We start from the raw sequence: 22,180 nt of genomic DNA, 5'->3' as shown, positions 1-22,180 counted from the left end.
CCTGACGGCTCCGCTCTGACGGTGTCGGAAAGCGCTTCCATGATTGGTATGGTGCTTGTCACCCACGGCCTGCTCGCGACCGAGTTCAAGGCCGCACTCGAGCATGTGGTCGGTCCTCAGCAGCAGATCGAGACGATCACGATCGGGCCCGAGGACGACATGGAGCTCCGTCGCCGCGACATCATGTCGGCGGTCGGCCGGGTGAACACCGGATCGGGCGTCGTCGTGCTCACCGACATGTTCGGCGGCACGCCCTCCAACCTCGCCTTGTCGTGTATGAACGGCGGCCAGGTCGAGGTGGTCGCCGGAATCAACCTGCCGATGCTGATCAAGCTTGCCAGCGTCCGCGACGAGGAGAGCCTCGGCGACGCCGTGCTCCACGCCCAGGAAGCGGGCCGGAAGTACATCAACGTCGCCTCGCGCGTGCTGGCCGGCAAATAATCGCGACAGGCGCAGGCTGCGGCCGACCCGGCTTTGTCGATTGCAGACTCGGTCCCGTCGGTCGCCGTTCAGCTTGACCGCCCTATCTGCCGTGGCGCCGTCCCGTTCGCACGAGGCCGGCTCAGCCGATGCCGGTCAGCGGCACGACCGTATGCCAGAGCCGTATTCGATCCGATTGCGTCGGCTCGGCGTCTCTAAGACTTTTTTTTGCCGCGCTTTCTTTCGACCGACCGGTATCCACTTGGTCGGAAAGCGCTCTAGGGACGACGCCGCGCCGATGAGCGAGAGTTTCGAGACAGACGACGCCGCGCCGGAGGTCCCCGAGGGCGGGCTGCTGCGCACGCTGCCGATCATCAACCGGCGCGGCCTTCATGCCCGTGCCTCGGCGAAATTCGTGCAGACGGTCGAACGCTTCTCGGCGCTCGTCACCGTGACGCGGGCCGGCGAGACGGTCGGCGGCCGCTCGATCATGGGCCTGCTGACGCTCGGCGCAGCCCAGGGCACGGCGATCTTCGTCACGGCGGTCGGCGACGATGCCGGGGCGGCGCTCGATGCGATCGAGGAGCTGCTCGCCAACCGCTTCGGCGAAGACGAGTAGTTTTTTATCGGCGATGTCCAGGCTTCCGCGATCGAAACCGGGAGATTGCGGTAGCTTGCCCGTGGGCGATGCGGTGCCTCAGCACTAGGTTGGTCGGCATGGTCTCGCTTGCCGGCGCGGCCTCCACCCGGAACGCCACGCAGTCGGGAGCCTCCATGCCGAAGCAGGACCGCCATCAGCCACGGCCGCCGGAACTGCTCTCGCCCTGGAAGACCGAGACCCGCGTACGACTGCAGCGCGAGGCCCGCGCCTTCGCCCGCGACGTGGTCATGCCGATCGCCGACGAGCTCGACCCGCAGAAGGCGGAGATGCCGCGCTCCCTGATCGACGCCATGGCGGAGAAGGGCTGGTTCGGCATCACCATCCCCGCCGAGTACGGCGGCATGGGTCTCGGCGTCTTCGAGTACTGCCTGATCTCGGAAGAACTCTCGCGCGCTTGGCTCTCCGTCGGGAGCATCCTGGCCCGCGGCCAGGGCCTCGGCACCCAGACCCTCGATGACGACCGCAAGCGCGAGCTGCTGCGCAAGTCCGCCCGCGGGGAATGGATCGGCAGCATCTCGCTCTCCGAGCCCAGCGCTGGATCGGATCTCGCGGGCGTGCGCACCCGCGCCGTTCGCGAGGGCGACGACTGGGTGCTCACCGGCACCAAGCGCTGGGCCGGCTTCGCCAAGGCCGCCGACTTCATCGAAGTGCTGGCCCGCACGCGCGAGCCGAAGGAGGGCGAACCGCGTTCGGCCGGACTGGAGCCGTTCCTCGTCATCAAGAAGCCGGGCACGTTTCCCGACGGCGTCACCGGCACGGTGATCGACAAGATCGGCTATCACGGCTTCCTCACCTTCGAGCTGGAGCTTGACGGCGTGCGCGTGCCCGAGAGCGACCGCTTGACCGGCCTCTACGGTGACGAGGGTGCAGATGCGGATTCCGGCGGCTTCGCCTCGGTCCAGCGCGGCCTCAACATCGCCCGCGTCCACACGGCCGCGCGGGCAGTGGCCGTGGCGCGCGCCGCGGTCGAGGACACGCAGGCCTACCTGCAGGAGCGCGAGCAGTTCGGCCACCCGATCGGCGAATTCCAGGCGTTGCGCTTCGCGCTGGCCGACATGGCGGCAGAGGTCACTCAGGCCCGCGCCTTCTGGCAGCAGGCTGCGCATCTCCTCGACGAGGGCGAGCCGGCCGAGAGCGGATGCGCCATGGTGAAGCTGCTCGCCACCGAGATGGCGGTGAAGGTCACCAACCAAGCCATGCAGCTGCATGGCGGCAACGGCTACACTACCGAACGGCGCGTCGAGCGCTACTGGCGCGACGCGCGGCTGACCACGATCTTTGAGGGCACCAGCGAGATCCAACGCCGGATCATCAGCGACCGGATGCTGCCGAAGGCATGAGCCGCCCTGCCCCGCAGCCGTACCCTCACGGCTTGCGGGAGCGGTCTTCCTGGATCGCGGCCTCATGATAGGAGCCGCTCCCGAATTCGCAGAGCGGCAGACGCGGCGGCATGAGCTCGATCACGGGCGCCGTCCGATCGCGCAGAGCCGGCGGGTTCATGCGCGCCTTGGGCACGAACTGATAGATCCGCGCCGACTCCTGGTGGCTGCTCATAGACATCGGATCGCCTCTGCTTTCGTGATCCTGCCGTTACCTGTTTGGCAATTCGGTCTGTCTACCAGACGATTCAAGTCTCTAACATGATCATCACGATGAAAAGCCGCGAATGCTTTCATTATGAGCATGATGAATTTCAGTCCATTCGTGAGCAACTGCAGCAACAGTTCCGAAATCATTCAGCGGCCGCCAGGGGCCGGGTGACGCTGGCGGCCGAGCCGGTACGCATTCACCGGGTGTGACCTGTCGGCGACTTCCCGACGAAGAACCGTCTGTTAACCATGAGGTTGGACGATGGAACCGTAATGACGCGTGCGGTGCCGGCGTCGATCGGGCGCCGTTCTGAGGACATCCCAGCCGTGACCATGTGCGCCCTGCCCTTCCTGCGCGCCCCCCTCATCTCGGCCGCAGCTTTGCTCGGCCTCGCGGCCCTCGGCCTCGGGAGTGCGGCCGAAGCCCGTCCGCGGGCGCCGAAGGCTCCCCCCGGCGGGGCCGCGGTCGTCGTCGATTACGGCGTCAATCTCGCAGGCTTCCCGATCGGGACGGCCCAGATCTCCGGCGCCTTCGAAGGCAGCCGCTACCGCATGGACGTCTCGGCCCAGCTCACCGGCCTCGTCGGCGCCGTGACCGGCGGCCAGGGCTCGGCCCGCGCCGCCGGCAGCTTTTCCGAGAAGCCGCTGCCGAACGCCTTCTCCATCGCGACCCGCACCTCGAATTCCGGCATCGCCGTGCGCATGGCGCTTGCCAACGGCAACGTCTCGCGTGCCGAGATCACCCCGCCCCTCGTCGACATGGGCGACCGCGTGCCAGTCTCGGCCGCGGCCAAGCGTGGCATCGTCGATCCGGCCAGCGCCCTGCTGATGCCGGCCCAAGGGCGCGGCGACCTCGCCGACCCGGCCAATTGCAACCGCACCCTGCCGGTCTTCGACGGCGCGACCCGCTTCAACGTGGTGCTGAGCTATGCCGAGACCCGCCAGATCGAAAAGCCCGGCTACAGCGGCCCGGTCCTCGTCTGCAACGCGCGCTACGTCGCCATCGGCGGCCACCGCCCGGACCGTCCCGGCGTGAAGTTCATGGAAGACAACACCGACATGTCGGTCTGGCTCGCCCCCGTCGAGGGCGCGCGGGTGCTGCTGCCGATGCGGATCTCCGTGCGCACCACGCTCGGCACCAACATCATCGAGGCGACCCGCTGGAGCCGCTCCGGTGGTACGCCGACGGCGCAGGCGAGCCTCGCGGCACACTGATCGGCTTTGGATGTGTGATGCGCCCGGGGACCTGACGACGCCCGGACACATCGACCTTTTTGGCGCCGCCTGCAGGATCGCTTCCGCCATCCTACGAGGTCGTCACCGTCCCAATGCCGGCCACTCGCCCCGTGAGGCGACGCGCAAGATGCGGTCCTGTGTAGCTTCCGGCCGGTTCAGCTCTTGCGCGCTTCGATCGCTGCGACGAATGAGGGGCGCGCCATGGAGTCCTGGACGTAAGCTGCGAGCTTCGGCCAGCGTCCCGCATCGACCGAGCACTCGGCGAGACCGAAATTGTAGAATCCGGTGACCACCGAGATATCGGCGATCGAGAAGGCATCCCCCACCAGGAACGGGCCGGCGATCTGGCTCTCCAGATAGTCGAACAGCGGGGGCAGATCCGTCTCCAGCGCTCTCGTCACCGCCGAGTCGTCGCACGGTCTACCCATCATACTGGGCTTGAGGACCCGCTCGACGAAGGGCACCACCAGCTTTGAAAAAAGCTCGGTGTCGCCGAACTTGTCGAACCACACGGCGCGACCCAAGGCCTTGGCATCGGTCGGCAGCAAGGCGGGCGAAGGATGTTTGCGCTCCAGATACCAAAGAATTGCGGACGAGTCGGATAGGGTGAAGCCTGCGTCTTCGATGGCCGGGATCTTGCCGAACGGACTTGCGGCCTGAAAGGCGGGATCTGGGGCGTGGAACATGTTGGGCACGTGCTCGTAAGAGACGCCCTTTTCAGCCAGCGAGACGAGGATTTTGCGGACGAAGGGCGAATAACCGGTTCCGTAGACGATCACTGCGTGTTCTCCAGAGAAGGTTCGACAGGCGGCTCGCTAGCGGGCGCTTCCACGGCGCTTGCCCGAACCGTCCTCGATCGCTGCTTTAGCTCATCATTTCCGCCGCGAACCGTGGAATACGTCACGCAACGCCGCTCGCTACAATTCGACGCCGTGTGCACAGATCGGGGGCGCCGTAGTGGGCCTACCAACGGAAAACCGGGTCGCAGCCGGTCGATCCGTCGAAGCCGATCGGTCGTAGACCGGAATCTTTATCGTTTCGGCTTTCATAGGTCCATGCGCCGGATCTTTCTCCTCGTCGTACCCGTGATGTGCGCTGCCTCGACAGCTCAGGCCGGCGAACTCTCGGCCGGCGGCCGCGATTGCGGCGGCGACGCATTCTCCTCCGCCCAGGTGATCGAGCACCGTGCACCGCGGCGCGGCCCCCTCACCGCGACCCCCGACACCCTATGCGCCGACCTCGCGCCGCAGCAGCCGCCGACGCGGGTCGACATCTACGCAAACCCGATCCTCACGCCGCAGGTTGGTCCCGGGCGACCACCGGCCCCATATGATGGCTGGCCGCCGTCCGGCGGCAGGCCGCCGCGGCCTCGGAACCCCTGACCGGGCTCCCTGAATTAGCCGGCACCGCGGGCGGGCTGAAACGACGGACCTCCCGTGAACGGGGGCCGCAGGGGTCGCCGACGACAGGATGAATCTTCACCACCTCCCCCCGCATGCCCGCTCGCGCGGCGCCACGGCGGTGCTCGGCCCGACCAACACCGGCAAGACCCATCTCGCCATCGAACGGATGCTCGCACATCCGACGGGCATGATCGGCCTGCCGCTGCGACTGCTCGCCCGCGAGGTCTATCTGCGCGTCGTCGCCAAGGTGGGAGCGGAGAAGGTCGCCCTCGTCACCGGCGAGGAGAAAATAAAGCCGGAGCGGCCGCGCTACTGGATCTGCACCATCGAGGCGATGCCGCGTGATCTCGACGTGGCGTTCGTCGCCATCGACGAGATCCAGCTCGCCGCCGACATGGATCGCGGCCACGTCTTCACCGACCGCCTGCTTTATCGACGCGGCCGGGAAGAAACACTGCTGATCGGCTCCTCGACGATGACTCCGCTGGTGCAGGCGCTGGTGCCTGGCGTCCACGTCACCACCCGCCCCCGGCTGTCGAGCCTCACCTTCGCCGGCGAGAAGAAAATTTCGCGATTGCCGCGTCGTACGGCGATCGTCGCCTTCTCGGCCGAGGAGGTCTACGCCATCGCCGAGCTGATCCGGCGCCAGCGCGGCGGGGCGGCCGTAGTGCTCGGAGCGCTCTCGCCTCGGACCCGCAATGCGCAGGTCGAGCTCTACCAGTCGGGCGACGTCGATTATCTCGTGGCCACCGACGCAGTCGGCATGGGCCTAAACCTCGACGTCGACCACGTCGCCTTCGCCGCGACGTGGAAGTACGACGGCACGCGGTTCCGCAAGCTGACGCCGGCCGAGATGGGCCAGATCGCCGGACGTGCCGGCCGCCACCTCGCCGACGGCACCTTCGGCTCCACCGGGCGCTGCAAGCCGTTCGAGCCCGAGATGGTCGACGCGCTGGAGAACCACCAGTTCGATCCGGTGCGCATGCTGCAATGGCGCAACCCGGACCTGAGCTACGCCTCACTCGACGCGCTCCAGAAAAGCCTCGACGAATTCCCGCGCGAGCCGGGCCTGACCCGCGCCCCGATGGGCGAGGACCAGGCCTCGTTCGAGATCCTCGCCCGCGAAGAGGAGTTTCGCGACATGGCGACGAGCCCGGCGGCGGTGCGCCGCCTGTGGGACACTTGCGGCGTGCCGGATTATCGGAAGGTCCATCCGCAGACGCATGCCGACCTCGTGGCGCAGCTCTACCGCTTCCTGATGCGCGGCATGGCCGGCCGCATCCCGAACGACTGGTTCGCCAAGCACGTAAAGATGATCGACCGCACCGACGGCGACATCGACGCGCTGTCGCAGCGGATCGCACAGGGACGCACCTGGACCTTCGTCGCGAACCGCCCCGACTGGCTCATCGACCCCCTGCATTGGCAGGGCGAGACGCGTCGGGTAGAGGACAGGCTGTCGGATGCCCTGCACGAGCGCCTCGCGAGCCGCTTCGTCGACCGACGGACCAGCGTCCTGATGCGGCGCTTACGAGAGAACGCGATGCTCGAAGCTGAGATCACTCCCGGCGGTGACGTAACCGTCGAGGGTCAACATGTCGGCCACCTCCACGGCTTTCAGTTCGTCCCGGACGCGAATGCCGAAGGGCACGAAGCGAAGACGTTGCGCAACGCGGCCGAGAAGGCGCTCGCCGGCGAAATCGAGGCGCGGGCCGACCGGTTCTCCGCCGCGGCCGATTCCGCTCTCGTGCTGTCGCATGACGGCATCGTGCGCTGGACCGGCGACCCGGTCGCCAAGCTGGTGCCCGGCGACAAGCTGTTCGAGCCGGGGCTGCGCCTCATCGCCGACGAGGGCCTGAGCGGCCCGTCGCGCGAGAAGGTCGAGACGCGGCTCAATGCCTGGCTCAAGGCCTATGTCGTGCGCCTGCTCGGGCCGCTGATGGAGATCGACTCCGCCGCCGACCTGACGGGGCTGTCCCGCGGCATCGGCTATCAGGTCGTCGAGTCGCTGGGCGTGCTGGAGCGGGCCAAGGTCGCGCAGGAGATGCGCACCCTCGACCAGGACGGCCGGGCCAACCTGCGCCGCCACGGCATCCGCTTCGGCGCCTACCACATCTTCCTGCCGGCCCTGCTGAAGCCGGCGCCGCGCACCCTCGCCGCCCAACTCTGGGCCCTGCGCAACGACGGCCTCGACCAGCGCGGCCTCGACGAGATCGCGCATCTCGCAGGCTCCGGCCGCACCTCGATCAAGGTCGACCCCGAGATCGCCAAGGGTCTCTACCGCGCTGCCGGCTTCCGCGTCTGCGGCGAGCGGGCCGTACGCGTCGACATCCTCGAGCGCCTTGCCGACCTGATCCGTCCGGCCATCGCCTACCGCCCCGGCGCGACGCCGGGCGAGCCGCCGGCCGGCACCGCCGACGGCGAAGGCTTCGTCGCCACCGTCAACATGACCTCGCTGGTCGGCTGCTCGGGCGAGGATTTCGCCTCGATCCTGAAGTCGCTCGGCTACGTCTCGGAGGCGCGGCCCGGACCGGCGATCACCGTCGCACTCGTGCCCGCGGCCGCGACGACGCCTGCTGCCCCGGCAGCACCGTCACAGCAGAGCGCCGGGACTGAAGACGTCGTCTCGGACGACGCTGCGTCGGCAGGCCACGAAACGGCGGACACGACCGAGACCGTGTCGGACGCGACCGAGACCAGCGACGCGGTCGCGGCTTCGTCCGATGACGCGGCCACCGAGGCCGCACCGGCCGAGTCCGCGCCCGAGGCCGTGGTGGACGCTGCGCCGACGGCCGCGGCACCCGAGCCGGAGGCCGGGCCGGCGGCAGCGGAACCCGAGGCTGAACAGGCCGATGCGGAGCCTTCTGGTGCGACCGTCGAGGAGCCGGCAGCGGAGGCTGCTGCTCCGGAGCCTGCGGCAGAGCCGACGATCGAGTCACCGGCGCCCGAGGCCCTCGCAGCGGATGCGGACGGATCGGCCGAAACGGCATCCACCGAGACCGCGGCCTCCGAGGCCGTGCCCGGCGAGACCCCTGCCGAGCCGGAAGCGCCTGCCGAGCCCGAGACCATCGAGATCTGGCGTCTGCACCGCCACCAGCGCCCGGCCGGCGGCCAGCGGCCGAACCGCGGCCCGCGCAGTGAAGGCCGCCAGGGCGACGCCAGGACCGGAGAAGCCAGGACCGGCGAGCCCCGGCCCGATGGCGGTCGCCGTGACGGCCGCCGGCCGGACGGCGGCGGTCGCGACCGCCGAGGCGGAGATCGTCCGGAGGGTGGAGCGCCACGCGAGCCGCGCGCCGATGGCGGTCCGCGCCGTGATCAGCGCGGCCGGCCCGAGCGCCGCCCGGACCAGGGACGCGACGAGGTCCGCAAGGCCGAGGCCCGGCCGCCGCGGCGCGAACGCCCGGTCGATCCGGACTCGCCCTTCGCCAAGCTCGCCGCCCTCAAGGCGCAGCTTGAATCCGGCGACGGCGGCAAGCGCTGATCCGATGGGGAGACCGTCGCGGGAGCACCGGCCCGGTTGAGCGGCGAACGCCAGCGCCTCGACAAATGGCTCTGGTTCGCGCGCTTCGCCAAGACGCGCTCTCTCGCCGCACGCCTCGTCACCGACGGGCATGTGCGGATCAACGGCAGGCGGGCCGAGGCCCCGGCCAAGGGCGTCGCCGTCGGCGACGTGCTCACGATCGCGGCGCTACACGTCACGGCGCTGGTGCGCGTGGTCGATCTCGGGCAGCGACGCGGCCCGGCGTCGGAGGCCCGAGGGCTTTACGCAGAACTCGGCGGCGTCCAGGCGTCGCCGGACGATCCGGACACGCTGTAGCAGCCCCGCCCCACCAGCATGGCGGCGAAGCGACACCGGGTCGCCGAGGCGTTCCTGGCAGTCCGCATCGGCTTGTCAGCCCCGTGGGCAGCGGCTAAGGCGCACGAACGCGTGCAGCCCTGTTTCTGGGATCCACGCCGCCCGACGGGAAACCAGCGCCCGACGGACCGACACGGTCCGTCGCCGCACGCGGCAGGACAGGCCCGAGAAAGCGTACCGAGGACCGAGCAGCCCATGACCTACGTCGTCACCGACAACTGCATCAAGTGCAAGTACATGGACTGCGTCGAGGTCTGCCCGGTAGACTGCTTCTACGAAGGCGAGAACATGCTCGTCATCCATCCGGACGAGTGCATCGATTGCGGCGTCTGCGAGCCGGAATGCCCGGCCGAGGCGATCAAGCCGGACACCGAGCCGAGCCTCGAGAGCTGGCTCAAGCTCAACACCGACTACGCCAAGAGCTGGCCGAACATCACCCAGAAGAAGGACGCCCCCTCCGACGCCAAGCAGTGGGACGGGGTCGCCAACAAGCTCGAAGAGCATTTCTCGGCCAACCCCGGCACCGGCGACTGAACGGGATCGCCAAGGCGGCGACCGAGAGCCGCAGGCGGGGAAACTCCGCCTCGGGCCAGGCCGGGAAGGACCACCTCCATAGGGCCCGACGGGAGCGAACGCACCGCGAGCCGCCTGCGCGGACGCTTGGGCGTGCGCCGGCAATCCTTTGATTCGGAGCCCGGATTGTGGTAGACCTGTGTCTGCCGTCGCCTTCGCTTGACGTGCTCCCTCCGCCGTCCCCCTGCGGCTCCAGCTTTGGATAGAGGTTGCATGTGATCGACCGTGGAAAGCCCCGATGCTTTCCGCGGCGATCTAGTCTTTGCTTGGACGCATGGTGAGCCCGGGAGCCGGCGGGAGCGTGACGAGCGCCTGCCGGTCGAGTGGTGTGAGCCGGGTATCCCGACCCGGAAGTGACCCTGTGCGGACGCCGATCCGCGCGATGATCTGGAGCCCTTCTCGCATGACCACAGCCAAGAAGACGACGACCGTTGCAGGCCGTCAGGGCTTCAAGACAGGCGAAGCTGTCGTGTATCCGGCTCATGGCGTCGGCCGCATCACCGCGATCGAAGAGCAGGAGATCGCCGGCTACAAGCTCGAGCTGTTCGTCGTCGCGTTCGAGAAGGACAAGATGGTTCTGCGCGTTCCGACCGCGAAGGCCAACAGCGTCGGTATGCGTAAGCTGGCCGAGCCGGAGCTCGTCAAGAAGGCGCTCGACGTGCTCACCGGCCGTGCCCGCGTCAAGCGCACGATGTGGTCGCGCCGCGCCCAGGAATACGAGGCCAAGATCAATTCCGGTGATCTGATCTCGGTCACCGAGGTGGTGCGCGACCTGTTCCGCTCCGAGGCCCAGCCTGAGCAGTCCTACAGCGAGCGTCAGCTCTACGAGGCCGCCCTCGACCGCGTCCTGCGGGAGATCTCTTCGGTGAACAAGATCACCGAGACCGAGGCCCTCAAGCTGATCGAGCAGAGCCTCGCCAAGTCCCCGCGCCGCGCCAAGGCCGATGCCGACACGGATGGCGAAGCCGAGACCGACGACGTTCAGGAAGAGGCTGCCTGAACGGTATCCGCCGCCCCTTTTCATCCAACGTATTCGAGGCCCGGCGCACCACGCCGGGCCTTTTCTTTTGTGGACCATGCCGAACAGCAGCCCTTGAAAATCCCTCGCCTCGTTCCAGGCCGCAGTGCGAACTCCGCGGAACAACGGCGGTGGCAGGATTGTTGTGCCTGAGCCCAGCGAGGGCATGCCCGACCATCTCGGACGCGGCGCGGCTCCTGCTGTCAAAAGACTCTGACCAGAAAGGCACGACGGGGATGGCGGAAATCGCTGGAATTCGGCGTCAGTTCATACGGACCGCGATGGAGGCGCCGTTTCTCGCGAGAGACGAAGAACGCGGCCTCGCGGTCAGCTGGAAAGACCACGGCGACGAACGCGCCCTCCATCGCCTGATCTCGGCCCATATGCGCCTCGTCATCGCATTGGCCGGACGCTTCCGCCATTACGGCCTGCCCATGGCCGACCTCGTCCAAGAGGGCCATGTCGGCCTCATGGAGGCCGCTGCCCGCTTCGAACCTGAGCGGGAGGTTCGGTTCTCCACCTACGCCACATGGTGGATCCGGGCCTCGATCCAGGACTACATCCTGCGCAACTGGTCGATCGTGCGTGGCGGGACGAGTTCCGCCCAGAAGGCTCTGTTTTTCAACTTGCGGCGCCTGCGCGCCAGACTGATGCAGTCCACCGAGGAGCAGGTCGGCTCCGAGATCCATAGCCGCATCGCCATCGCGATCGGCGTCTCGACCAAGGACGTGGCGCTGATGGATGCGCGGCTTTCGGGTCCCGACATGTCGCTCAATGCGCCGGTCGGCGAGGAGAGCGAGGCTTCCTCCGAACGGATGGATTTCCTCGTCGACGGCGCCGCCCTGCCCGACGAGACGGTGACGGCTACGGTGGACGGGGAGCGCCGGCTGAGCTGGCTCAAGCAGGCCCTCACCGTCCTGTCGGAGCGGGAATTGCGGATCCTGCGCGAGCGCCGCCTTGCCGAGGATCAGGCAACGCTCGAAGCCCTCGGGCATCGCCTCGGCATCTCGAAGGAGCGTGTCCGGCAGATCGAGAACCGTGCCCTGGAGAAGCTGCGCCGCGCCTTGGCCGACCGTTTCCCGAACTCGGCGAACAACATCTACGCCTGAGATCGCCGGGGGCATCGATCATCGTGTTCGTCCCGCCGGGTCATGCCGGCGGGTTTTTCATGCTTTGTGGCTCGATAGTGCATCGGCGTTCCCGAAAACCGGCGGCCACGTTTCAGGCCGATGCACCATGATGCGTTTTTCACACGGCCGCGCGAAATCTGTTTCCGCCAACGGGCGGTTGTTCTCGTTTGAAATCCCGTCAGGATAGGATCGCGGCGTTCGACAATCCCACCCTCTCTCCAGTTCCGGCCGGCGCCCCTGTGAAACCCATTCCGTTTCTTGCGGCTCTCGTACCTGCCCTCGCGACCCTGGCACTCATCGCGGCGCTGCGGCACGGCTTCTCGTGGTACGACGCGGTCGCCCTGTTCTATGGCGCGCTTGCGTTGGCGGAAGTGGCCTATCTCGCCGTAGTCTTCCTTTTTCGAAGCGGCGGAATGCCGGCCGTTCAGGATCGAAGCGCGAAGACGGGTGCCGTAGAGTAGTCACGAGACGGGTCGATATCGCTCGATTCCGGGATGGGCATACCTCGGGCGGCGGTCGTCAGGATGGCATTGAGGCGCTTCGTCGCGAAGTCGATGAAGCTGCGCGCCTTGGCGGGCAGAAGCCGCGACGTCGTGACGATGTAGACGGGCGTCGGCGGAAGCCGCCATTCCGGCAACACCCGCTCTAGCTTTCCGGTGACCAGATCGCGCTCGACGTTGATGAGGTTTGCCGACGTGATGCCTTGCCCGGACACGACGAAGCGTCGCGCCAGGCTCAGGCTGTTGCAAGAAACCGGGCCGCCGACCGTGACCGCCACCGTCTCGCTGCCACGCGTCAGGCTCCAGTTCGCGCTTGCCCCTTGGGAAGGGAGCACGAAGCGATGCTGGCTCAGTTCCTTCGGATGCTGCGGCCTGCCATGCGCGAGCAGGTAGGAACGCGACGCGAACAGACCGTTCTCGAGTTCGCCGACCTTTCGCACGATGAGCGAGGTCTCGCGCGGCTCCTCGATGGCGATGGCGAGATCGTAGCTGTCGCTGGCGAGGTCCACCGGCGCCGGCCTAAGATCCACGTGGATCTGGACATGCTCATGATCGCGGGAGAACTCCGAGATCACGCCGGACAGGTGACGCAGCACCCAGAAGTCCGGCGGCACGGCGATTTTCAGAAAGCCGCTCGGGCCTTTCGCCTGCGAAACCATGTCGTCGAAGGTGCGCTGCGCCTCCTCGACGAGCCGGGTCGCCTGATTGAGATAGGCCTCGCCGTAAGACGTCAAAACGAGTTTTCGCGTCGTCCTGTCGAGCAGACGCAAGCCCACGGCAGATTCAAATAGTGTTATGCGCCGCGACAATGAAGAAATCGGCATGCCGAGCGCAGCGGCGGCCTGACTGAAGCTTTTTCTTTTGGCCACCTCGACGAACAGGGCCATGTCTCGAAGAACTTGCGGATGCGGCATGAATGTCTCCGTGCCTCGTCCTCAGACCTCGACAAACTCCTCCCTAGGGATTGCCTCGCCCGCGAACCTCACAACCCCAATAGATCATACGTGGGCACGATCAACGTCAAGGTGCGTCATCCGCGCCATTCCGCTTAAAGAAACGTGTTTCCACCACATGAAACAATACATTTATGATGGTTTCTCGACCATTACGTACGTTTCCAGACGATAGGGTACGATTTTCTCATGCCGTGTCCGACCCGACTGCGTCGAGCCGACGATTCCAAGATTCCATCTTGAGGGATTTTCTTTCGACCAGCCGGCATCCACTTGGTCGAGAAGCACTCTAGCGGCGAGATGCCTCGAACAGCCAGTCGGGCCGTTGGATCGAGGCCGCGCAGATGAGAAATAACAATGCGACGAACATCGCGATGCTGCCTCCGGACAGGATCGACGTACTCGCGCCCGATACGCCACCTCCGACGACGGAGCCGAAGTTCATGACCGCCATGAACACTTCGAATTGGGTTGCCGCTCCGGGCCTGCCGCGGCTCGCGCGCATCAGCGCTGGCACCAGCGCCACGACGAGCAAGGTCGGCAGCGTGTTGGTAAGGCCGAGGATCAGGGGCACGGCGGTCGTGACGTGATCCGCCCGGATCAGGATCGCGGCGGCCCCGAAGCTCGCGGCACCGGCGAGGAACAGGCCCGTCAATGCCGGCAACGGGCCGGCTCGATCCGACCACAGGCCGATCCCGAGCGCTCCGACCGTGCCGCTCACCAGCGCCAGACCCGCCTGAAGCCGCGAGAGCGCCGAGGGGTCCCATCCATGGACCTGCACGGCTTCGACATTGAAGCGGACTTCGAACAGAGAGAGGGCGAAGTCGACGCAGAAGCAGAGGGCCAGGAGCCTCAGTGCCGTCGGACGGCGCAAGCCGGCGACCAGCTGCACGAGGAAAGCTCTGAACGGCAACGCGCTCGGTGCCGCGCCGGCCCGCGAAGCGAGCGAGAACAACGCATCCCCGGCCGCCTCCCGCACCAGAATCAGCGGGACGAGCGCCAACGAGCTCAGACCGATCAGGAGCGCGCTGCACACGAAGAAGCTCACGGAGGTGAGCAGCGTCGAGAACAGGGCCGCGCTCAGGCTGGTGCCGATGACGAAGCCGCCCCGGGTGCAGCCGCTCATCCGCCCGAACTCCGCCTCCGGCACGTGATCCATGATCATGCGGTCGCAGGCGGTGTCGAGGAGCGAGGCAAAAAGGCTGTGCAGGAGGAAGACGAGGCCGACCCAGCCGAGAGCGTCCGGCTTCGAGACGAACCAGAGCAACCCGAGGCTCGCCTGCGCGCCGAGGGCCGCACAGGCGGCCCAGATCCGTCGGCGCCCCATGCGCGCGCCGCCGGCCCGGTCGATCAACGCCCCCCACAGGAGCGGCTGCAAGGTCCAGGGCAGGCCCGCTATGGCGAAGTGCAGGCCGACCTCGCTCGCCGGAAGGCCCAGGCCGGCATAATGGTTGGCGAGCGCGGTCAGCGAGAAGCCCGCGACGAGTCCTTGGTAGAGATAGGCGCAGAAGAACACGACGTAGCGGGTGCCGCGCCGCCCGAGCGTCGGCAGCAGGCTCTCCCGCTCGCGCGACCCGACCGAGACACTCAAGCGCCGGCACCGTCCAGAGATGTGGCTAAGCCGTGGCCATTCCTGCGACTTGGAACGGCACCGAGGCCCATTACGTCCCTTCCCCATATCGGATCGCGTCCGCCGGCCGCGAGCCCCCCGCCTCGGCAGGCCGACGCTTCGTCCGCTTCGCTTCATGTCTTATCGTAGATCGCCGCCGGAAACCCGCGGGCGCTTCCCGGAACCTGCGTAGGGCGCACTCGGCCGTCGGAGAATCCAGTTCGATCCATGCCTGCTTCGACCCATGCCTGCGCGATGCGACGATGGCTTGGAAACGTGTCCGGCCACAGGACGGTCGGCTATGGCTTTCCGCATATCGTGCAGAAATGTCCCGCGCCCTTGAGCCGAGAACCCGCGACCCACCGAGAAACCGAGCAGGCGAAGCCGTGGTCTGGCGACGCGACGCTGCCCGGCCGGTCGCCGCCCGTACGGGGACGCCTGCCGTGACAGACCCCGCCTGGATCACCGCCGCACCGGGCCCCGTGCACGATCCGACGGTCTGGCGCATCGCCCTCACTCTCGGCGAGACGGAACGCCGCGCCTGCCTCTCAGCCCTTTCGGACGAGGAGCGCGGGCGCGCCGGCCGTTTTCTGCGCCAGGAGGATCACGACCGCTACGCCGCCAGCCATGCCGCCCTGAGGCGGATTCTGGCAGCCGCCCTGGTTGCCGATCCCGCCGAGCTTCTTTTCCGTACCGACGATGCCGGTAAACCGGAACTCGACGGCCCCTGGCGCGGCAGCCTCGCCTTCAACCTTTCGCATTCCGGCGGCATCTGCCTGATCGGCCTGTCGCCCGATACGCGTATCGGCGTCGATGTCGAGCTGATGAGGCCGATCGGCGATTGCCTGAGCCTGGCACGCAGCCATTTCACGGCCGGCGAGGCCGCGACCCTGGCGCAGCTTCCGGACGAGGCGCTTCCGGCCGCCTTCTATGCCTGCTGGACACGCAAGGAGGCCTTCGTGAAGGCGCTCGGCCTGGGGCTGTCCTTTCCCCTCGGCCGCTTCGCCGTCGCGATCCCGCCCGCCCCTGCCGCCCTCCTCGCGGTCGATGGATCGGCGCAGGCCGCGCGCGCCTGGAGCCTGCAGCATCTCACTCCCGCCCCCGGCCATGTCGGCGCCGTCGCCATCGATGCGCCGGGCCGGACCTGCATCCTGCGAAGCCTGGAACAGGGCTGGCTCACATGCCCCATGTGAACGCCGAAATCCTTTTGGCCAATCCGCTTGCGGGTCGACCAACCCACGGCTATAAGCCCGCTCGCTGGCCCAAGGGCGCAGCTTCGGAGTGTAGCGCAGTCTGGTAGCGCACCACGTTCGGGACGTGGGGGTCGCAGGTTCAAATCCTGCCACTCCGACCAAATTTCCCGAGAGCCCGCAGTCTCTTACTGCTTTCCCTCAGATCGACGTCTTAGAGCGTGGACCGCGTGACCGGCTTGCGGCCGATGTTGTCGGCCGCCTCCTGCTGGAATCCGGCGGCATGGTGTCGGCAGACCCGGACCAGCGTTTCGACCGACATGCCGAGGAAATCCGCAGCCTTCTCCACGAGCGGGCTGGCGTGAGATGACGAAGGCGCTGCTCGACTATCGCGACCTTCGTGCCGATCCGACGGCCCGCTCACCCGATATCGACGCCGGCCTGCATGTCCGAGGCGACGGCGGTAAGACGGAGTGACCTGCGACCGCCACATCCACCATCCGCGATCGCCGACGTCATCGGCCAAAAACTCACGCGATCGGATCGGCCGATGCGACATCCGGCCGGAAGTGTATGCGAGGTGAATGCACGAACGATTTGTGCTTTCGGCGACGGCAAGCTCCTGCAACTCGAGCAAGACCTTCGGCACCGGCAACAAGGAAGGCAGACGCGGCCGACCCCAGCGGCTTGACCCCGAATGCCCTTGTCAACCATGCTACCTTGATCCGAGGACTTGTGTAGAGCTTGAGCCGCGCACGGGATCGGGGTTGTCGTCGGAAGGCCGCAGGCCGGAATATGGACGAAACTTATCAATTGCGCGAAGTGATGGATGACACCCGCGAGTTACGCGAAAGGCTCACGCGCGCGTGGCAGACGACCCTGGAGGTCGCGATCGAGCAGGGAATGCCGGCACGGGCCGTGATCGAGACCATGGTCACCGTAGCGCATGAACGCTATTCCGATTGCTTCGGGCTGGCGGCCGCCGCCAATTATCTACAGCTTCTGGCGGAACAACTGCGCGACATCGAAAAAAACGACACGGAAAGTCTGATCAGCGGCGACGAAGCGCTCGTTTTTGCTAGCGGCGAAGACGTGGAGATGGCCATAGATCCGAACTGGCTCGTCGATGGAAAGGCATCTGGTTAAAATATTTCTTGGCCGATCGATTTATATACTATAATCGTATCCGCCAGGTCGGAAATCACACTGGAACCGCCTCGTGAACCGATCTCTATCAATCGACGCTTGTTTTGCACACGTTCCGAGTCTTGCGCAGCCAAGGCGACCCCATCGGTCCGGTTGAGCGCAGACTGCAATTGCGACACGACCGCTCGGTAGCCGAAGCCCGAGCCTCCAAGCCGGCCGAATGTCAGCCCTACCGTCCACGTTCTAGCAAAAGCGCAAGACCTCCCTGCCCGCGCGAAGACGCAGCGAAGTTGCACCCTGGTCGCGCTTGCGCGGCATTCGGAAGCTTGCGGATTCGGTGGCGGCAGTTTCGGTGATGTGCCGGCCCCTCCCTTTTCCGGCGATCTGGCCCTTTGCGCGCCTAACGGGAAATCTAGCGCGCTTCGATCGCACCTCACAGACTCGCTCCTGCCTCATTTAAATTTAGATTGGGCTCGAAGAACACGCCTTCTCTTAGATCTCATTCGATCGGCCCGAAGTCTCTATTGTGTTCCCAGGCGCCAGATCATTAACATAAGTTCTCGGTGCCAAAGGGCGGATTCGAGAATTCAGACGCTAGTTTTTCGTGCCGATCCGTCGTGTCGGACACCGTTACGGTTCGCCGAACAGGGCCTGGGTGACCCTGCGGCCGCAGTGTCGGAAGGGGTAGATGTGAGCCGAAGCGATGATTGATGCCGTGCGAGACGGGACGCCGGCACAGGCGGAGCAGCCGAGTGCGGGCTCGTCCGCGGGGCAGCCAGGATCCCGCTCGGATTCCGGCCTGAGTGCACTGGCCCTGGTCGCATCGTTCCATCAGGTCCAATGCGAACTCAGTCAGGTCCGGCACGAACTCGGCCTCGGCACAGGGGCGGCATCGCCCGTGGACATCGTCCGCGGCGCCAAGCTGATCTCGCTTCGAGCCCGCCTCCTCCGCAACCAGAAGCCGGAAAGGCTGGAGCGGGTACCGTTGCCGGCCATCATCCAGTGGGACGACGACAGCTTCCGGCTTGTCGGCCGCCGTCTGGAGGACGGCACCTTCCGCATCATCGATCCGGCCGCCCGGACTGCGGAGCACGTCGATCGGGAGCGCGTCTTCGAGCGCTGGAACGGGACGGTGATCCTGATCGCGCGCCGCGCCAGCCTCGCCAAGATCGTCCAGGATTTCGGCCTGACCTGGTTCCTGCCCTCGATCTGGCGCTACCGTAAACCGCTGGCCAGCGTCATCATCGCGTCGCTGTTCATCCAGATCTGCGGCCTGGTCACGCCGATCTTCTTCCAGATCACCATCGACAAAGTGCTGGTCCACAAGGGCTATTCGACCCTGACGCTCGTAGCGGTCGGGCTTGTGGTGCTCGGGCTGTTCAAGGTGATCCTACAGCATCTGAGGCAATACATCCTCACGCACACGACGAGCCGCATCGACGTCGAGCTCGGCGCACGCCTGTTCGATCATCTGCTGCGTCTGCCGCTCGGTTACTTCGAGACCCGCGCCACCGGCCAGACGGTGGCCCGCGTGCGCGAACTGGAGCAGGTCCGGGCGTTCCTCACGGGACAGGCGCTCACGGCCGCGATCGACGTGCCGTTCACGCTGATCTTCATCCTGATCCTCTTCGCCTATTCCCCGCTCCTCGGCCTGATCGTGACGCTGTCGATCCCCTGCTACATCCTCGTGGCAGTGATGCTGCGTCCGATCCTGCGCGAGAAGACGCTTGAACAGTTCAACCGTTCGGCGCTCTCGAACCAGTTCCTCATCGAGTCGATCGTCGGCATCCACACGATCAAGGCCATGGCCGTCGAGCCGACGCTGCGCGTTCAGTGGGAAGAGCGGCTCGCTGCCTACGTCAACACGTCCTTCGTGACCTCCATCCTCGGAAGCATCGGCCAGAATGCGATCCAGTACATCAATGCGGTGACGTCGGCGCTGGTGTTGTTCTTCGGGGCCTATGCCGTGATCGACGGCGCCATGACGGTCGGCAGTCTGATCGCATTCAACATGATCATGGCGCAGGTCACCGCGCCGATCCTGCGCCTGAGCCAGCTCTGGCAGGATTTCCAGCAGGTGAAAGTCTCGATCGAGCGCCTCGGCGACGTGCTCAACTCGCCCGTGGAAACGCGCGCCACCGCTCAGGCGCATCTGCCCCCGGCCACGGGCCGCCTCACGGTGCGCAACGTCTTCTTCCGCTACCAGCCGGGAGCGCCGGAGGTGCTCCGCGACGTCTCGATCGACATCCCGGCAGGGCAAGTCATCGGGATCGTCGGACCGTCGGGAAGCGGCAAGTCGACCTTCACCAAGCTCCTGCAACGCCTCTATGTCCCGGAGAAGGGGCAGGTTCTCGTCGACGGCATCGACGTGGCCCAGGTCGATCCGGCCTGGCTGCGACGGCAGATCGGCGTGGTGCTTCAGGAAAACCTGTTGTTCAACAAGACCGTGCACGAAAACATCGCGCTCGCAAATCCGGCGCTCACCCGCGCGCAGGTGATCCAGATGGCGAGACTTTCGGGCGCCGACGAGTTCGTCAACCGGATGCCGCACGGCTACGACACCATGATCGAGGAGCGCGGCGCCAACCTTTCGGGCGGCCAGCGCCAGCGCCTCGCCATCGCGCGAGCCCTCGCTACGAATCCGCGCATTCTGATCTTGGACGAGGCGACCTCGGCGCTCGACTACGACAGTGAACGGATCATTCAGGACAACATGAAGCACATCGTCATGGGCCGCACCGTGGTCGTGATCGCCCACCGCCTCGCGGCCGTGCGTGGATGCGACCGCATCATCACCATGCAGGACGGACGCATCGTCGAAGACGGCTCGCACCGCGAGCTGGTCGGTCGGCCCGGCAGCCTCTACGGCCGGCTTTGGCAACTTCAGTCCTACCATGGTCCCGAGCAGGGATCCGCCGCATGAATGCCCGGCCCGGTCCGATGCCGCCCCCCGAACCGACCAAACTCCCCGCCACCGAGTCGAGGGCCCGCTCGCTTCTGCCCGTACTTCGCGTTGGGACCTTGCCGACACGGGCGCTGGCCCAAAGGATCCGGACCTTCGCGAACACGCGCGAGGACCAGGAATTCCTGCCGGCCCATCTCGCGATCCTGGAGACACCGCCCTCCCCGCTGGCGATGGTGTTCACCTGGACCATCTGCGCCCTGTTCGCCTCCGCCTTGCTCTGGAGCTTTCTGGCCAACCTCGACATCTATGCCGTCGCCTCGGGCCGCGTTCAGTCGAGCGGCCGCTCCAAGGTGCTGCAGCCCTTCGAGACCAGCAAAGTCGAGGCGATCAACGTGTCCAACGGCGCCCGGGTCAAGGCTGGCGACCTCCTGATCAGTCTCGATCCGACCGATGCGGGCGCTGACCTCGCCGGTCGCGTGAGCGATCTCGAGGCTCTCGGCGCGCAGATGGCGCGCCGCGTCAGCACGATCCAGGCGATTCGTGAGGGTCAGAAGACGGCCGAGCCGGCCTATGCGGAGACGACGCCGCTGCCGATCAAGATGCGTGAGACGGGGGCCATGACCGCCGATCTCAATCAGTACCACGCCACCCGTCTGGCTCTCGAATCCCAGATCGCCGAGAAGGTGGCGACCGAGCAGCGGCTGACCGCGAGCATCGCCGCCCGCGAGCGCCTGCACGCCGTCCTGAGCGAGCGCGCCACCATGCGCGAGACCCTCGTATCCCGTTCCGCCGGCACGCGCGCGGCGGTCATCGACGCGCTGCAACAGGTCGAGCAGGTCGCCGCCGACCTCGCCTACGATCAGGGGCAGAAGCAGGAGGCGAAAGCCGGCATCGATTCGCTGCGGCGCCGGATCGAGCAGCTGACCAGCGAAACGATCGCCAAGCAGGCCCAGTCCCTGACCGAGATCGCGCAGAAAGTGGACAGCCTGCGCCAGGACGTGATCAAGGCGCGGCTGCGGCGCGAGCGCATGGAATTGCGTGCGCCCATCGACGGCACCGTGCAGCAGCTCGCGGTGACCACGGTCGGCCAAGTGGTGACGGCCGGTCAGCCCCTCCTCGTGCTGGTGCCGAGCGACGGTCCGTTCGAGATCGAAGCGCTCCTTCTCAACACGGATATCGGTTTCGTGGCGCCCGGCCAGAACGTGACGGTGAAGGTCGATTCTTTCCCGTTCACCCGCTACGGGACCGCCGAGGGGAAAGTCGTCCGGGTCTCGCGGGACGCGGTCGACGAACGGGATGCGAGCGGAGCGACCGACACCCTCTCGGTGGTCCGAAGCCAGGGCGTGTCTGCGGCGAACGGTACGCCCCGGACGCAGAACCTCGTGTTTCCGGTCACCGTCGAGGTCTGGAAGAACAACATCGTGTCGGACGGTAAGCCCGTCGTGCTGACACCCGGCATGACGGTTCAGGTGGAAATCCAAACTGGCACGCGCCGGGCGATCGATTACATTCTTTCGCCGATCCGGGAGACGACCTCCACGGCGGGGCACGAGCGCTGAGGCGAGGTCTCATACCCGCGGAGCTTGACCGAGCCCGGTCCGAGGCGTCCGCCGCACGAGCGGCGGCGCGCGTTCGCGCTTGCCAACGGCCGCGTGCGAGAGTCGACGTCGACGGTCGTTGGTATCATTGCGCCGAGATGCATGCCCTCGGCAGAGCCCGAGCTTCGTTCGGATCATCGCGGAACATTCAGACCGCTGCCGCGACAGGAAGCCTGTTCTCGTTCATGCGGAAGATGGTCGAAGCGACAGCGGGTGCCCTGCTGAACTCCGGGCTATTGACAAGTTCTCTTGCGATACGTTCGGCGAGGACCTGGACTTTTCCGAGCCTTCGGCAGGCGGCTTCGGCTGCGGCGGTGTCCTGCAGCGAGGAGAGCTCGATGGCGTCGAAGGCATCGAAGAGCCGTGTTCCGGCCTCTCTCCATTCTGGTCTGT

20 protein-coding genes and 1 tRNA gene are annotated in these 22,180 nt (G+C 66.6%); 16 read left to right on the top strand and 5 right to left on the bottom strand.

Features of this window, described 5'->3' with window-relative positions; all coding sequences use genetic code 11:
* Positions 1-39 precede the first annotated feature (39 nt).
* From MFF07_RS20830 to MFF07_RS20820, 3 genes are all read left to right on the top strand, one after another.
* Positions 40-441: a PTS sugar transporter subunit IIA gene (locus MFF07_RS20830; RefSeq protein ID WP_147816942.1), complete on the top strand. Its 402-nt coding sequence runs from the start codon at positions 40-42 to the stop codon at positions 439-441.
* 277 nt (positions 442-718) lie between these two features.
* Complete coding sequence (locus MFF07_RS20825) at positions 719-1,039, top strand: HPr family phosphocarrier protein (protein ID WP_147816941.1); 321 nt, start codon at positions 719-721, stop codon at positions 1,037-1,039.
* 155 nt (positions 1,040-1,194) lie between these two features.
* Positions 1,195-2,421: an acyl-CoA dehydrogenase family protein gene (locus MFF07_RS20820; protein WP_147816973.1), complete on the top strand. Its 1,227-nt coding sequence runs from the start codon at positions 1,195-1,197 to the stop codon at positions 2,419-2,421.
* Positions 2,422-2,446: 25 nt separating this feature from the next.
* Here the strand turns inward: MFF07_RS20820 and MFF07_RS20815 are convergent, their stop codons facing one another.
* Entirely contained in the window at positions 2,447-2,635 is a 189-nt protein-coding gene (locus MFF07_RS20815) for a DUF2735 domain-containing protein (protein WP_238232801.1), read from the bottom strand.
* A gap of 86 nt (positions 2,636-2,721) precedes the next feature.
* On the opposite strand from MFF07_RS20815, the gene MFF07_RS20810 reads away from it, so the two are divergent.
* A complete protein-coding gene (locus MFF07_RS20810) occupies positions 2,722-2,880 on the top strand; it encodes a hypothetical protein (protein WP_187272500.1) in 159 nt (52 codons plus the stop codon).
* A gap of 123 nt (positions 2,881-3,003) precedes the next feature.
* A complete protein-coding gene (locus tag MFF07_RS20805; RefSeq protein WP_373322410.1) occupies positions 3,004-3,885 on the top strand; it encodes a DUF3108 domain-containing protein in 882 nt (293 codons plus the stop codon).
* Between the two features lie 176 nt (positions 3,886-4,061).
* Here MFF07_RS20805 and MFF07_RS20800 read toward each other — a convergent pair whose 3' ends face one another.
* Complete coding sequence (locus MFF07_RS20800) at positions 4,062-4,685, bottom strand: glutathione S-transferase family protein (protein WP_147816939.1); 624 nt, start codon at positions 4,683-4,685, stop codon at positions 4,062-4,064.
* Positions 4,686-4,961: 276 nt separating this feature from the next.
* On the opposite strand from MFF07_RS20800, the gene MFF07_RS20795 reads away from it, so the two are divergent.
* The 6 genes from MFF07_RS20795 to MFF07_RS20770 all read left to right on the top strand — a co-directional run bounded on the left by MFF07_RS20795 (position 4,962) and on the right by MFF07_RS20770 (position 11,865).
* Entirely contained in the window at positions 4,962-5,288 is a 327-nt protein-coding gene (locus MFF07_RS20795; protein ID WP_187272502.1) for a hypothetical protein, read from the top strand.
* Positions 5,289-5,376: 88 nt separating this feature from the next.
* A complete protein-coding gene (locus MFF07_RS20790; RefSeq protein ID WP_238232800.1) occupies positions 5,377-8,790 on the top strand; it encodes a helicase-related protein in 3,414 nt (1,137 codons plus the stop codon).
* A gap of 36 nt (positions 8,791-8,826) precedes the next feature.
* Entirely contained in the window at positions 8,827-9,126 is a 300-nt protein-coding gene (locus tag MFF07_RS20785) for an RNA-binding S4 domain-containing protein (RefSeq protein WP_147819200.1), read from the top strand.
* A 234-nt stretch (positions 9,127-9,360) separates the two neighbouring features.
* Positions 9,361-9,699 carry a ferredoxin FdxA gene (fdxA, locus tag MFF07_RS20780; protein WP_147819198.1) on the top strand — a complete coding sequence of 113 codons (339 nt, stop codon included), beginning with the start codon at positions 9,361-9,363 and terminating at the stop codon, positions 9,697-9,699.
* Positions 9,700-10,141: 442 nt separating this feature from the next.
* Entirely contained in the window at positions 10,142-10,738 is a 597-nt protein-coding gene (locus MFF07_RS20775; protein ID WP_147819197.1) for a CarD family transcriptional regulator, read from the top strand.
* A 254-nt stretch (positions 10,739-10,992) separates the two neighbouring features.
* Complete coding sequence (locus tag MFF07_RS20770) at positions 10,993-11,865, top strand: RNA polymerase factor sigma-32 (protein ID WP_147819195.1); 873 nt, start codon at positions 10,993-10,995, stop codon at positions 11,863-11,865.
* Positions 11,866-12,310: 445 nt separating this feature from the next.
* Here the strand turns inward: MFF07_RS20770 and MFF07_RS20765 are convergent, their stop codons facing one another.
* Positions 12,311-13,273, bottom strand: coding sequence for a LysR family transcriptional regulator (locus MFF07_RS20765; RefSeq protein WP_238232799.1), 963 nt, complete (start codon positions 13,271-13,273; stop codon positions 12,311-12,313).
* A 355-nt stretch (positions 13,274-13,628) separates the two neighbouring features.
* Entirely contained in the window at positions 13,629-14,930 is a 1,302-nt protein-coding gene (locus MFF07_RS20760) for an MFS transporter (RefSeq protein WP_238232798.1), read from the bottom strand.
* A 461-nt stretch (positions 14,931-15,391) separates the two neighbouring features.
* Between MFF07_RS20760 and MFF07_RS20755 the strand changes: the two genes are divergently transcribed.
* The 5 genes from MFF07_RS20755 to MFF07_RS20735 all read left to right on the top strand — a co-directional run bounded on the left by MFF07_RS20755 (position 15,392) and on the right by MFF07_RS20735 (position 21,748).
* The gene (locus MFF07_RS20755) at positions 15,392-16,141 is read left to right on the top strand and encodes a 4'-phosphopantetheinyl transferase family protein (RefSeq protein ID WP_187272648.1); all 750 of its coding nucleotides are present in this window, start codon (positions 15,392-15,394) and stop codon (positions 16,139-16,141) included.
* 84 nt (positions 16,142-16,225) lie between these two features.
* Positions 16,226-16,302: transfer RNA gene (locus MFF07_RS20750), tRNA-Pro, on the top strand.
* 631 nt (positions 16,303-16,933) lie between these two features.
* Positions 16,934-17,284, top strand: coding sequence for a hypothetical protein (locus tag MFF07_RS20745; protein WP_147819188.1), 351 nt, complete (start codon positions 16,934-16,936; stop codon positions 17,282-17,284).
* 703 nt (positions 17,285-17,987) lie between these two features.
* Positions 17,988-20,207 carry a type I secretion system permease/ATPase gene (locus tag MFF07_RS20740; protein ID WP_147819186.1) on the top strand — a complete coding sequence of 740 codons (2,220 nt, stop codon included), beginning with the start codon at positions 17,988-17,990 and terminating at the stop codon, positions 20,205-20,207.
* Positions 20,204-21,748 carry an HlyD family type I secretion periplasmic adaptor subunit gene (locus MFF07_RS20735; protein ID WP_147819184.1) on the top strand — a complete coding sequence of 515 codons (1,545 nt, stop codon included), beginning with the start codon at positions 20,204-20,206 and terminating at the stop codon, positions 21,746-21,748. The genes MFF07_RS20740 and MFF07_RS20735 overlap by 4 nt, the downstream gene beginning before the upstream one ends.
* Before the next feature lie 187 nt (positions 21,749-21,935).
* On the opposite strand, the gene MFF07_RS20730 is transcribed toward MFF07_RS20735, so the two are convergent.
* Positions 21,936-22,180, bottom strand: a 245-nt coding sequence (locus MFF07_RS20730; RefSeq protein WP_238232797.1) for a hypothetical protein, incomplete at its 5' end; no start/stop codon positions are given.

It is taken from the genome of Methylobacterium thuringiense, assembly GCF_022179645.1.
Classification (GTDB): Bacteria; Pseudomonadota; Alphaproteobacteria; order Rhizobiales; family Beijerinckiaceae; genus Methylobacterium; species Methylobacterium thuringiense.
Note: the sequence above shows the minus strand (reverse complement) of the source record. Positions and strands in the feature narration are given on the sequence as shown.